This is a genomic window from Rhodanobacter sp. AS-Z3 (genome assembly GCF_029224025.1).
Lineage (GTDB): Bacteria > Pseudomonadota > Gammaproteobacteria > Xanthomonadales > Rhodanobacteraceae > Rhodanobacter.
In genome coordinates, this window is sequence record NZ_CP119392.1 from 3,277,623 (window position 1) to 3,292,022 (window position 14,400).

Below are 14,400 nucleotides of genomic sequence, written 5' to 3' on the forward strand. Positions count from 1 at the left end.
GCAGCTGCAAGGTCAGTAAACACCCTTGCAGCTGCCGGCGCCGGCACGCACGAACAGTTGCCGTACCGAAGGGTCCCAGCTGAGCGTCAGCCCGCCGGGCAGTCCGGCCGTGATACCTGCCGACGCGATCTGGCTGATCGGTCCCACCGATGCCTTGTGCCCATCAGCGAACGTGACACCTGCACTGATCGTGTAGCGCACCGGATCAGCGCAGGCACCCGTATCCACTGCTTTGGACACCGTATTGGCACCGGCGAAATCCGGCATGGTTCCGGCGATGGCCGGGCCAGCTTGCTCACTGCCATCACCAGCCCGACAGGTGGTAGTCAGCGCATAACTCACCGAAAGTTTCTCCGGCGCGGCCACCTGCACCACAGCTACCGCCTCCGGTTGCGCGCCGCAGCCGAGCAGGAAAGCCTTGTGTTTGGGCACCACATGAAGCACGTAACCACCCGGTGAGAGCTGGCCGCCAGCAGCCAGCTCCAGTTCAATGCGGTTGGGCGACGCGCCGGCAAGGGTCGGCTGCAGGGCCTGCAGCTTCCCCGCCGCATCGGTGGCAGTCACCGTCGGGTTTTCGCACTGCGCATCAAACAAATTGGCACCCACCAGCGCAAAACTGATTTTCTGTCCGCTGTTGCGCAAGACAAACAGTGGTCGATGATCGGCCGTCTCGACGCCATCAATCACTGGCGGCAACTTCGCCGCGCCCGAGACACCCGCAATCTGACTGACCGAAACTGCGAGGGCATCGGCCATGGCAGTCGTGTCCGCATCGAAGCAGCCTTTGCTGGCAGCCAAAAATGCCTGTACTCGCTGCACTGCTGCATGGGCACGATAGGCGCTGCTTTTCGGTTTGGCGTCGATGATGTCCAAAGGCTGGTCGGCATCCTTGCCCAGCGTCTTGCGCAATGCAGCCTCCATATCAGCAAGCTGCTTGCTGGTAGATGCCAGACTGGATTTCGGCAAACTGGCTGCACGCGCAGACAGGTCGTGCTGCGCCACGTCCAACTCGGACATCACCACCGCACCAGTGAGGCGCGGCGCGATCTGTCCATGGACCAGGCCGGACGACCCCGACGCCAACAATCCGAGCAGGACCGCGACGCCGAGCCGTGGCATGCTCATCGGCGACCGTTCATCATAAGGCGCACCATGCCCACGGAGTCACCTTCCTGGCAGCCTTCCTGATCCGGCTGATCGGGATCGCAACCACTCTGCTGATCCGCCGGCAGACGCACGCCCGAGGGCACGATGCCATACGACCGGTAGTTCGCCGTAATCACGCTTGGGTCGATATACGAATCACCGTGATTGCCGTTTTGCGCACTGCCTGCACCTTGGGCCGTGGGTACGTTGATGGCGAATCCGCCCACCAGCGGCAACTGCTTGTTGGCACTGTCGACTGCGTAGAAGTAAGCCGGCGGCATACCGACGTTGGCGATCGTCTGTACACCTGTACCGATGACATAGATCGCTGCTGAACCCTTGCCCATGCGTCCGGTTGCACCCCAGGTACCGGTGCCGTTGTATAGCGGCGTCGTACCCAACTGGAACAAATCACCGTTGGTCACCGACAGATAGGACGTCGAGGTTCCGGCATTGACCGTGAATGTGCTGCCATCAACCGACGCCAGAGTCAGCGTCTTGTTGTTGGTCATGCTGAAACCGGCCGGCGACGCAAAGTTGCCAAGGGTGTCCACCATATTGTTGATGCGACCCGATGAGCTACCAAGCGTGGCCCCACCTGCGGCGCTGCCGCTCAACGTGGCCGCAGTGATTACGCCACCCGTACCTTCAGTGATCGCACCAGCAGAGCTCAACTTCGTCTTGGTACCGTTCACGGCGCCGTTGATCGACAAATCGCCGGTCGTGGTCGTCAGCGCCGTACTCGCGCCACCGCTGATCGGACCACTCACCATCAGTGCCTGCGCATTGGTCAGTGCGAAGTTTGCCGCACTGAAGGTGCCCAGGGTGCCGATGTGATTGGCGCCATTGAGCGCCGTCGCGCCGCTGGACTGACCCGTCAACGTGGTGGCGGTGATGCTACCGCTACCGCCTTCATTGATGGCCCCGGCGGACTTCAGCGTTGTTATGGTTCCATTGACCGCACCGTTGATCGCCAGGTCCCCTGTAGTGGTGGTCAGATTCGTGCTGGCACCACCGTTGACAGAACCGGAGACACCAAGCGCCTGTGCATTGGACAGTGCAAAGCCAGCTGCAGTGAAGTTCCCCAACGCACCGATCTTGTTTGCGCCACTCATTGTTGTGCTGCCGACCGAACTGCCGGTCAACGCGGTTGCAGTAATGATGCCGCCCGCACCTTCAGTGATGGCACCCGCCGAAGTTAGTGTCGTGGTCGTACCCGCCACCGCACCGTTGATCGCCAAGTCACCGGAAGTCGTCGTCAGTGCCGTACTGGCGCCGCCATTGACCGGCCCATTCACCGCCAACGCCTGTGCATTGGTCAACGCAAAGCCCGCCGCCGTGAAGTTGCCCAACGTGCCGATCTTGTTCGCACCGTTCAAGGTGGCGATACCGACCACGCTGCCAGTCAACGTAGCTGCCGTGATCACGCCCGAGGTCTGGTTGATGTTTCGACCGGCGTTGAGGCTCACCGTGTTACCCGTCAAGTTGCTGCTCAGGACCAGATCCGAGGCCGCACCAGTGGCTGTCAACGAGAGATTGCCAGCACCCCCGTTGGCCGAAGGCGCGTTGTTCACCGTCAGCGTCTGCGCATCGTTGAAGCTGAAATCACCGCCGGTGGTAAACGCGCCCAAAGCATCCACTTGGTTCGAGCGACCCAAAATGGTGCTGCCCGCCGAGCTACCAGTGAGTGTCCCTGCCGTTATAACGCCGCTTGCACCTTCGCTGATCGTGCCAGCCGAAGTCAGCGTCGTCGTCGTGCCGTTAACCGCACCATTAATCGCCAGGTCACCTGACGTCGTCGTCAGCGCCGTGCTGGCACCTCCGTTGACTGGCCCGTTCACCGCCAACGCCTGTGCATTAGTCAGCGCGAAGTTGGCTGCCGTGAAGCTACCCAACGTGCCAACCTTGTTCGCGCCGTTGAGCGTGGTGTTACCCACCGAGTTACCCGTCAGCGTGCCTGCCGTGATGACTCCGCTGGCGCCTTCATTGATCGCGCCAGCAGAAGTCAGCGTGGTTGCCGTGCCGTTAACCGCGCCGTTGATCGCCAGGTCACCCACGGTCGTCGTCAGTGCCGTGCTGGCACCTCCGCTGACTGGCCCGCTCACCGCCAGTGCCTGCGCATTGGTCAGCGCAAAACCCGCTGCAGTGAAGCTGCCCAGCGTGGCAATCTTGTTCGCGCCGTTGAGCGTACTGGTGCCCACCGAGCTACCCGTCAACGTACCGGCCGTGATCACTCCTCCGCTCTGGGTGATGGCACCACCGGAAGCCAACTCTGCCGCAGTGGCGTTGATGTTGTTGGCTAGTGCCAGATCGCTCGCCGAGGTCAGCGACACATCGCCGCCCGCCAGGTCCGTTGTGATGTTCAACGCACCACTGCTGGTGATCAAGTTGATGGCGCCTGTACCACCGGTCGTCGCCAATGGGCCACTCACAATCAGGGTCTGCGCATTGGTCAGCGCGAAGTTGGCTGACGTGAAGCTGCCCAACGTGCCCACTTTGTTCGCGCCGTTGAGCGCGGTGTTGCCCACCGAGCTACCCGTCAACGTGCTGGCCGTGATGCTGCCAGCCGCGCCCTCACTGATCGAGCCCGCCGAGATCAGCGTCGTCGTTGCGCCGGTGATCGTGCCGTTGATGACCAAGTCACCAACAGTGGTCGTCAACTTCACACTGGGACCGCCATCGAGTGGCCCAACAACCGTCAACGTCTGACCATTGGTCAGGCTGAAATCGGAAGTGAATCCGCCCAAGTTCTTGATGTGATTGTTGCCATCAAGCGTGGTATTACCCACCGAGTTCCCGACCAACAGATCCGCCGTGATGTTGCCACCAGCACCTTCAGTGATCGCCCCTGCCGAGGTTAGTGTGGTCGTGGTGCCGTTGACTGCCCCGTTGATCGCCAGGTCACCCCCCGTCGTCGTCAATGTCGTGCTGGCACCTCCGTTGACTGGTCCGCTTACCGCCAGTGCCTGTGCATTGGTCAGCGCAAAGCCTGCCGCCGTGAAGCTGCCCAGCGTACCGATCTTGTTCGCACCGCTGAGCGTGGTATTGCCCACCGAGCTACCCGTCAGCGTACCGACCGTGATCACTCCTCCGCTCTGGGTGATGGCGCCACCGGAAGCCAACTCTGCCGTAGTGGCGTTGATGTTGTTGGCTAGCGCCAGATCGCTGGCCGAGGTCAGCGACACATCACCACCCGCCAAGTCGGTCGTGACATTCAACGCACCGCTGCTCGTCGTCAGACTGATATTTCCCGTACCACCAGTCGTCGACAAGGGGCCGCCGACAGTCAAATCTTGGCCATTGGTCAGCGCGAAGTTGGCCGCCATGAAGCTGCCCAACGTGCCGATCTTGTTTGCGCCGTTGAGCGTGGTGTTGCCCACCGAGCTACCCGTCAGCGTGCCGGCCGTGATGGCACCGCCACTCTGTGTGATGGCACCACCGGAAGCCAGCTCGATCGTATTGGCGTTGATGTTATTGGCGAGCAACAAATCACTTGCCGAGGTCAACGACACACCACCACCCGACAAGTCGGTCGAGACGTTCAACGCACCACTGCTCGTGGTCAGGCTGATGTTGCCCGTGCCCCCGGTCGTTACCAAAGGACCGCTGACAGTCAGGGCTTGCCCATTGGTCAATGCGAAGTTGGCTGCCGTGAAGCTACCCAGCGTGCCAATCTTGTTCGCGCCATTCAGGGTGGTATTGCCGACCGAACTGCCGTTCAGCGTGCCTGCCGTGATAACGCCGCTACTCTGCGAGATGGCTCCGTTGGAGGTCAACTCTGCCGTGGTCGCGGTGATGTCGTTGGCCAAGATCAGATCGCTGGCCGACGTCAACGACACATCGCCGCCAGTCAGGTCGGTCGTCACGTTCAACGCGCCGCTGTTCGTGGTCAGGCTGATGTTGCCTGTACCACCGGTAGTTGCCAACGGGCCACTCACCGTCAGCGCCTGCGCGTTGGTCAGCGAGAAGTTGGCCGTCGTGAAGCTACCCACCGTGGCGATCTTGTTCAGGCCGCTGAGTGTGGCGTTGCCCACCGAACTGCCGCTCAAGATATCGGCGGTGACAACACCGCTTCCACCTTCGGTGATCGTACCCGCCGACGTCAGCGTAGTCGTGGTGCCATTCACTGCACCGTTGATCGCCAGGTCGCCTGTCGTCGTGGTCAGTGCCGTGCTGGCACCCCCATTTAGCGGACCATCCACCGCAAGCGACTGCGCATTGGTCAGCGCGAAATTCGCCGCAGTGAAACTACCCAGCATGCCAATCTGGTTGGCGCCGTTGAGCGTCGTGCTGCCGACCGAACTACCCGTCAGCGTGCCCGCCGTGATCACCCCACCAGCACCTTCGCTGATCGCGCCGGCCGAGGTCAGCGTGGTCGTGGTGCCGTTGACTGCACCGTTGATCGCCAGGTCGCCTGCCGTCGTCGTCAGTGCCGTGCTGGCACCCCCATTTAGCGGACCATCCACCGCAAGCGACTGCGCATTGGTCAGCGCGAAATTCGCCGCCGCGAAGCCCCCCAGCGTGCCGATCTGGTTCGCCCCATTCAACGTCGTGCTGCCGACCGAACTGCCCGCCAGCGTGCCTGCCGTGATCACGCCACCAGCGCCTTCGTTGATCGCGCCGGCCGAGGTCAGCGTGGTCGTAGTGCCGTTCACCGCGCCGTTGATCGCCAGATCACCCGTCGTGGTAGTCAATGCCGTGCTGGCACCGCCGTCGACCGGACCGTTCACTGCCAGCGACTGCGCATTGGTCAGCGCGAAATTCGCCGCCGTGAAGTTGCCCAGCGTGCCAATCTGGTTGGCTTCATTCAGCGCCGTGCTACCGACCGAACTGCCGCTCAACGTGCCGGCCGTGATCACGCCACCAGTGCCTTCGCTGATCGCGCTGGCCGAGGTCAGCGTGGTCGTGGTGCCGTTGACCGCACCGTTGATTGCCAAATCACCCGCCGTCGTCGTCAATGCCGTGCTGGCACCCCCGTCGACTGGACCGTTCACCGCCAGCGACTGCGCATTGGTCAGCGCGAAGCCGTACGCCGTGAAGCTGCCCAACGTACCGATCTGGTTGGCACCGTTGAGCGTCGTGCTGCCACTGGAACTGCCGGTCAGTGTGGCAACATCGAGAATGCCACCAGTCTGATTGATAGCACCGTTGCTGCTGGTCAGCGACGCAATACCGATCGTATTCAAATTGCTGTTGAGCGTCAGCCCATCGCGTCCGGCCAGCGTGATGTTGCCGCCACTGAGTACACCCGGGGTAACGATGGATCCGCCGTTCGCCACCAAGGTCAGGTCGGCTGTGCCCGTATCAATACCCGAAAGCGGCAGCATCAGCGCGCCGCCGGCAGTCAGATTCACCGTACCGTCAAGACCGCCGCTTAGCGCAGCAATCGTCAGGTTGCCCGCATCCACCAGCGTCACGCCGTGCCCCGCAGCCGTTACCGCACCGGCGAAATGGTTGCCGGCACTGGTCAGCGTGATGCCCCCCGAGCCTGCTTGCAGATTGCTGCTGCCTGCCACCGTCAGCGCGCCAGTTTGCGTGATGGCACCGCCGTTGCTAGTGGCCGCCAAGGTGCCTGCCACATTACCCTGACCCAAATTCAATGCGCCCGTGCTGGTGGCCGTCAACGCATCAGTAGCCAGCGCACCGAGCGTCAGTGCGTTTTGATCGGTGATCTGGGTCACGCCACCCGTGAGGTTCACTACGCCGGTGAACATATTGCCGCTGCTGGTCAGCGTGATTGCGTTGGCGCCGGCGTTGAAGCTCGATGCTCCTGCGACAATGAATGCGCCGCCCTGCGCAATGTCACCACCACTGGTGGTCACCGTAAGGCCACCCGCGCCCACAGTAAGCGCATTGGCGCTGAAGGTACCGCTGGTGACGGCCAATTGATTCAGCGCCGCTCCGCTACCCACCGCGCCGCCGAAACTGGCCAGACCGCTGGTGTTGACGATCAGGTTGCTGACGCCGTCAAGCGTAGATGCGAAATCGATCGTGCCACCACCACTGCTGGCCAAGGTTGCGTTGGTACCCAGCGTTACCGCATCGCCATAGGTCTGCGCACCGCTGGTGGTCACGTTGCCATTCAAGGTGGTGCTGCCAGCGCCGTCGGTGAGCACACTGGCCGCTGCCACGGTGCTGCCGAACGTCGTCAGTCCGCTGCTGTTTACGCTCAACGCACCCAGTGCACCATTGCTGCCGCCAACCGCAGCCGAGAACGTCACCGCACCGCTACCGGCGTTGACGGTCAGGGCATGCGCTGTCGCGGCGGCATTGTCCACCGTGCCTGCGAAACTCACCGCACTATTGGTGGTTGCCAAGGTGACATCACTGCTCAGCATTACCGCGCTGTGATACGTCTGTGCTCCGCCCGTGGTTACATCGCCGTTGATCGTGATGCCATCGCTGGCCGTCGCATCCAGATTCCCGCCCACGCCAAGTACCGGCAAGGTCAGCGCGGCGCTGGTGTAATTCAGCGTGAAGTTGCCAGTGACGCTGCCAGGCAAGGTCAAAGCGCCTGGATTCGCGTCAATGTTCTTCAACGACAGGTTGTTGATCGTGCCCGCAAAGGTCGTGCCTGCCTGGAAGTCATTCAGCTGCGTGCCCAGGTCGATGTCCTGCGTCGTCCCTGCCGTGCCGTTGTTTTGCGTGAACGTCGCCAGGCCCGTCACCGTCAGCGCACCGGTCTGGCTCAACGCTCCATTGCTGCTCACGGCCAGCGTGCCCGTCACCGCACTGGTACCTAACACCGTCGCACGATCGTTGGTCAGGCTGGTGTTCGCACCGTTCAAGCTGACGGCACCCGTCAACTGATTGGCATTGTTCAGCGTGATTGCGCCCGTGCCGGCATTCACCGTCGTGGTGCCACCGGCGGTCAGCGCGCCCGCGGACTGCGTGATCTCCGCATTCGTGCTGGCCAGCGCCAGCGTGTCCATGGAGGTCACACTGCCACCAAGGGTCACCCCATTGAAGCCGGTCAGGCTCACAGCGTTGCCACTCAAGGTACCGCCAGTCGACAAGACGCCGCCGTTGGCGGCCAGTGTCAAGTTGCCGCTGCCAGCCGCGATCGCGCTGCCCGGCAAACTCAGTGCGCCGCCGGCGATCAGGCTCACGTTGCCGTTCGCATTGTCGGTCAGTGCCGCCACGCTCAGGTCATTGGTGTCGGTCAGCGACACGCCAGCGCCGGTCGCCGAGACCGCGCCCACGAAGTCGTTATTGCCGTCGGCAAGCATGATCGCGTTGTTGCCCGCGTCGAAGTTTGACGTGCCAGCAACCACGAATTTTCCACCCTGCGTGATATTTCCGGCCGAGGTGGTAATCGACAGGCCGGAGCTTCCAATATTCAGGGCATTGCCACTGAAGCTGCCGCTGCTGCTGGTCAGGCCAAGGAGCGCACCAGTGGCGACGCTGCCACCCACTACGCCAGTGAAAGTCACTGCACCGTTACCGGCGTTGACGGTCAGCGCATGCGCTGTCGCAGTGGCATTGTCCACCGTGTCCGCGAAACTCACCGCGCTATTGGTTGTTGCCAAGGTGACATCGCTACCCAACAGCACCGCACTGTGATAAGTCTGCGAGCCGCCCGTGGTTACATCGCCGTTGATCGTGATGCCATCGCTGGCCGTCGCATCCAGATTCCCGCCCACGCCGAGTACTGGCAAGGTCAGCGCGGCGCTGGTGTAATTCAGCGTGAAATTGCCAGTGACGCTGCCAGGCAAGGTCAACGTGCCTGGGTTCGCGTCAATGTTCTTCAACGACAGGCTGTTGATCGTGCCCGCAAAGGTCGTGCCTGCCTGGAAGTCATTCAGCTGCGTGCCCAGGTCGATGTCCTGCGTCGTCCCTGCCGTGCCGTTGTTTTGCGTGAACGTCGCCAGGCCCGTCACCGTCAGCGCACCGGTCTGGCTCAACGCTCCATTGCTGCTCACGGCCAGCGTGCCCGTCACCGCACTGGTACCCAGCACCGTCGCACGATCGTTGGTCAGGCTGGTGTTCGCACCGTTCAAGCTGACGGCACCCGTCAACTGATTGGCATTGTTCAGCGTGATTGCGCCCGTGCCGGCATTCACCGTCGTGGTGCCACCGGCGGTTAGCGCGCCCGCGGACTGCGTGATCGCCGCATCCGTGCTGTCCAGCGTCAGCGTATCCCCGGCGGACACATTGCCAGCGAGTGTCACGCCAGTGAAGCCGGTCAGGTTGATGGCAGTTCCCGTCAGCGTGCCGTCAATCGTCAGGTCGCCTGCCGTGGTCGTCAGCTGCGTGCTGGTGTCGGCAGCCACCGTCTTGCCTGCCGCAACTGTCAGACTCTGCGCATTGGTCAGGTTGAAACTGCCGGCGGTGAAGTCACCCAGGTTAGTGATCGCGTTGGCTTGATCAAGCACGGTGGCTCCTGTCGAACTACCCGACAGGGTATCCACCGTAATAACGCTGCCTGCCGATTGCGAGATGGCTCCGCCTGTGTTCAAGGAAAGTGTCGTCGCATGGGTCGGGTTGACCACACCGGCAACGTTCAAATCACCGCTACTGGCATTGCCGATTTTGATCGTGCTAGCCGTGATGTTGTTCAGTTCCGCGTTTTCGATTTGCAGTTGACTCGTGCCAAGATCACCGACCGAAATGGTTTTTCCTGAGGTGTACTGCCAGATCGCAGCCGTTCCACCTGTGCCGGCATTGATCGTGCCGTCGATGTTCGCATTGTCGGAGTTGATGTTGACGTCGGCACCGGTGGCGACGGCACCGCCATTGGTGGTGTCGATCGTGCCAGCCCCGTTTACCGTGACGCGGGCGCCGTCAGTCAACGTGCGCAGAGTGACTTCACCACCGGCCGTTTTGATGCCCGCCGCTGCAACGTCCATGTCGCCGGTAGTGCTGGTAAGCAGCACACTGCCGGAACCTGCAGTACCGTTGGCAACCGCGCCAGTCGCCTCGGTAATATTGACCGCACCGGTACCCTTGGCGCTGAAGTCGATGTTGTTGACATCAGTCAGGACTGCGCCAGCCGCTCCGATCGAGCCATTAATGCCCGCTGCGGTGAGGGTCACCGTGCCGCCGCTGATCGTGCCGGCCGAATGCACAATATTGCCGTCGGTTGCCGTGAGCGAGACGTTGCCACTCGAAATGACATCCCCACCGATCGTCAGATCACCCGTCGCATTGCTGAGTTTGACCAGTCCGGACCCGCCATCGCCACTGACGGACACAGCGTCAGCATCGTTGACCGCCACGCCACCGGCGCCGGTGTTGGTGAATGCAAGCGTCGCCACTTGGGTATCGATCGCATTGGCAGAGCCAATCCCCGTCGCGGCATTGAGCGTGGCGTGACCTGCGCCGTTGGTAATACTTGCGGCGGTGCCAAGATCTGCATCGGTAATTGCACCGGCGCTCGCCGTCAGTGTGATCAGGCCACCTTGAGCCAGCACCGAGCCGTCGTTGATCCCGATGTCGCCCGTGGTTGAGCTCAGCGATATCGTGCCGGTCGCATTGGCTGCGTTGGTCTGCTGCAAGGCCTGGACAGTGACGCCGTCCGCTTCGGTGATGTTGATATTGCCAGTGGCGCCGTTGTTGACGACGTTGAGCAAGGTTGCGGCTGTGGTGAGGTCGATGCCCGTCGCGGCCGTTGCGTTCACCGTGCCGGCCGACAACGTACCAGCCGTCTGGGAAATATTACCTGACGTCGCTGCCAGTGTGGCTGTGCCACCACCAAGCGATATATCGTTGGCAATGCTGATGTTGTTTCCCGCGTTCAACGTCAGGTTGAGCTGGTCGCCACCCGCCGTGGAATCGTAAATCTTGTTGTTGATCGTGATGTCGTGGGCGGCGTTGAACGTGAGCGCATTGGTGCCCTTGCCGTTGTAATCGAGATCGGCATCCAGCGTGATGTTGCCCAACTGGTTGTTCGCGCCGGCCGCCGCGGTCGTCACTGTGACATTCGCACCACCGGTGAGGGCAGCGACTATCAGGTCCACACCGAGCGATGCAGCGTCACCGGACGTGGCGAACGGGGAGCTGGCATTTATATTGGTGTTGCCACCGCCGGCAACGATGTCGATGTTGTTCGGGTCGATCAGCCATTCGCCGCCCAGCCCGCCATCAGCCCGGGCCATGACCAGCGGCGCGCCCGTGACGGTGAGTCCGCCGTGGCTGGAGGTCTCGACAAAGCCGCCATTGCCACCATTGATGCCGCCGCGCGCCGAGAGCACACCGCCGACTATCGAATTGTTCTGCGAGAACACGGCGATACTGCCGCCATTGCCGCTATCCGTCGCATCGGCGTTGACTGTCGCACCATCGGCCACGTAGGCGCGGTTGGCCACGAACAGCCCTTCGCCACCCTGGATGCCACCGCCAATGCGCACCGAGCCGCCACCTTGCTGGCCAGACGCATCGATATTCGAGCCCACAGTGACCATGACGTCCTGGTCCGATAGCAACTGCGCGCTGCCACCGTGAACGCCAGACACATTGATGCTGCCGCTGTTGACGACATTGCCGCCATTGCCCACCAACCGCACCACGCCACCATCGGTGCTGATGCCGCTGGCGTCGATCACGCCCGCGTTGTTGACCAGGTTGGTGAACAGATCCTTGGTCGCCGAGGCTTGCAGCACCACGGTGCCGTCTTCGGCGCTCAACGTTCCTTTGTTGGTGACTGCCGCTTCCTTGGCGTCCAGTCGATCCTTCAACTCACCAGTGATCTGGATGTTGATCAGACCGTTGCCGTCGAAGTCGAGCGTGGCGTGCTCGGCGCCATCAAGATTGATCTTGCCGTAGTTGGCGAAGATCAGGCCATCGTTGAGGACGCTGCCTGCGACCAGGCTGACAGAGCCGCCACTCGCCGCCTGGATCAAGCCGTGATTGACGATGCCGGCGCTGGCACCAGCCACGTTGAGGTTGTAACGACCGGAAAGAAAGTCGTTCGGGGTCAGGTCGAGCGTGCTGGCCAACAATCCACCGACATTCATCTGCGCGGTGGCGCCGAAGATGATGCCGTGGGTATTGATCAGGAAGACCTGCCCGTTCGAGCTGATCTTGCCGAAAATCTGGCTGGGGTTCTGATCGAGAATGCGATTCAGAGCCACCGCCGAGCGACCTGGCTGATTGAACAGCACCGACTCATCGGCTTTCAGGTTGAAGGTTTGCCAGTTCAGCGCCAGCTTCTGCGAAGCCTGGTTGATGACGGTGCTGTTGCCGCTTTGCGTGATCGTTCCCGAACCGCCCACCACGACGCCGCCGGTGGGGCCGCCTGCCAAGGCATCGCCACTGAATACGATTGACCCCAGGGCGAGGCCCACGCAGAGGCTGATCGGCCAGGTTCGCCGCAGGGGCAGACCCACTTCCGACTTCCGAGTTGCATGGTCGCGCGCCGTCGCGCGCATCGTGCGCTGCTGTGTGCTCTTGCTCATGGTCGTCATCCGTCAGAACGTGAAGCTGAACCGAGAATAGATGTGGTAACCCTTTTTGTCGGACGCATCTTGCGATCCAAGGGGTACGGCACCGTTGAGGTGAAACTCGAAGTGATGGAATCGCGGCAGGCGGAAAATCAGGCCGCCACCCACGCCACTCAGCGTGGAGGTGGGTGACTCGCTCTCGCGATTGGCTCCGGCTGAGAAGCCCTTTGCGTAGTCAACGAACAACTGGAACTCAAGCAGTTCACGCCAGGGGCGCCCATAGAACGGCGAGACTTTGTCGCCAAAGCCTGGCGCGTCGACGTGATATTCCAGCGACGTGTAGTAGCCACGGTCGCGCAATGCGTCGGCGATGGGATAGGCCCGGATGCTATCGGGACCGCCCAAGGCAAACTGCTCCAATGGGATCAGCGCATCATTGCTGTATTGACCAACGATCTTCAGGTAGAGCCGCTGCGACTTGGTCAGAAACTGCATGCGTGTATAGGACAGTTTCCCGACAAGAAAACTATGGGCGTGCAGCGGGCTGACAAGATCCGGATCAAGTGAGTCGTCATTGATGGACTTGCGCACGCCTACCTGAAGGATATCGACGCCATTGAAGCGCCGATCGGTATGCAGCAATCCGTAGGTCAATTCTGCCAGCAGGAATTTTTCATCGGACAAGTGGATACCGAGGCTGTCCAGTCGTGACTCTTCGCGAATGAGATGCAGCGTGCTCACCATCTGCAAGTCGTCACGATTGATGAATTTCCAATCGGCGCCGCCGTAGTACATCGAACTGGGACCCTTCACGTCGAGCGCCGCAAACGTGCCGGTATTGATCTGCAACTCATTGCGCGAAGCGCCTACCACGGCAGTCAGGCCGGGAATGCTTGTTGCCGGCACACGATAGGAGGCTGCACCGTAGATGTTGTCACTGGGAACGAGCGCGTAGTCGACGTTCAGATTGAACACATCGCCTATACCCAACGGGTTGGCCCACTCGACGCCGGCCTGCGCGCGATAGCGACCCGTCAGAGGGGTGCCGTAATTGTTGGCGCCTAGCGTGAACTTCAGGGGCCGCTTCGCTTCGGTGGCGATCATCACCAGATCGGTGTCGCCGGTATGCTCGCCGGGCTGGAACGTGGAAGCGACCGTCACGCCTGGCAAGTCACGCGCATACAGCAAAGCGGAGTCCACGTCGCTTTTCAGCAAGGGCTTGCCGCGAAGCTTTTGCGCGGCTGCAGAGATCACATCGGGCTGATAGCGCTTGTTGCCTTTGACAATGATCTTGCCGATCTTTCCTTCCAGTACGCGAATCTCGACGATCTTGTCCGCACCGACGGTCTGCGCTGGCAGAAACGCGTTGGAAACGATAAAACCTGCATTGCGGTAGCGCTCGACAATCTTGTTGGCGACGCCTTGCATGTCGTCAAAGCTGAGCTCAACCGGGCTGCCTGCCTTGGCGGCCAACGCCTGGTATTGCGCATCAGCCAGCGACTGGATGTTCGCGGGTGTAAGGCCCACGTTTGAGTGATCCGCCACACCGGTGACCCGGAACCCCTGCACGGCAATTTTCTGCACGGCAGCCGAGTCGCGATCACGAACTGGCGGCACTACGTTGTCCGCTGTCGGCGGAGAAGCATCTGACTGCGGCGGTGAAGATACTTGTCCCGTCGCCCCTGCGTCACTGCCCTGCGCCCGCAAAGGGCCGCCCGTAAATACAAATGCCAACGCTGCCGCGAAGCAAACAATTCGCACGATTATTCCCCTTGGCCGCACCTATCGATCCATTGACGGCAGACGCTGATGATTCAGTGCCTGCCCGCTGCGAACTCCCAAGCCCCCTCACACTCAGACAATTGCTGCCTGC

General features: G+C 61.6%; 3 protein-coding genes. All 3 read right to left on the minus strand.

The genetic code is table 11. The annotated features are described in order from the left end of the window. Positions 1–12: 12 nt before the first annotated feature. From PY254_RS14720 to PY254_RS14730, 3 genes are read right to left on the minus strand one after another with little or no spacing between them, the layout of a single operon-like run. On the minus strand, positions 13–1,125 hold the full coding sequence (locus PY254_RS14720) for a hypothetical protein (RefSeq protein ID WP_281012788.1): 1,113 nt from the start codon (positions 1,123–1,125) through the stop codon (positions 13–15). Further along, a complete protein-coding gene (locus PY254_RS14725; protein WP_281012789.1) occupies positions 1,122–12,542 on the minus strand; it encodes a filamentous hemagglutinin N-terminal domain-containing protein in 11,421 nt (3,806 codons plus the stop codon). The genes PY254_RS14720 and PY254_RS14725 overlap by 4 nt, the downstream gene beginning before the upstream one ends. A gap of 12 nt (positions 12,543–12,554) precedes the next feature. Further along, entirely contained in the window at positions 12,555–14,144 is a 1,590-nt protein-coding gene (locus PY254_RS14730) for a ShlB/FhaC/HecB family hemolysin secretion/activation protein (protein WP_281012790.1), read from the minus strand. Positions 14,145–14,400: the final 256 nt, after the last annotated feature.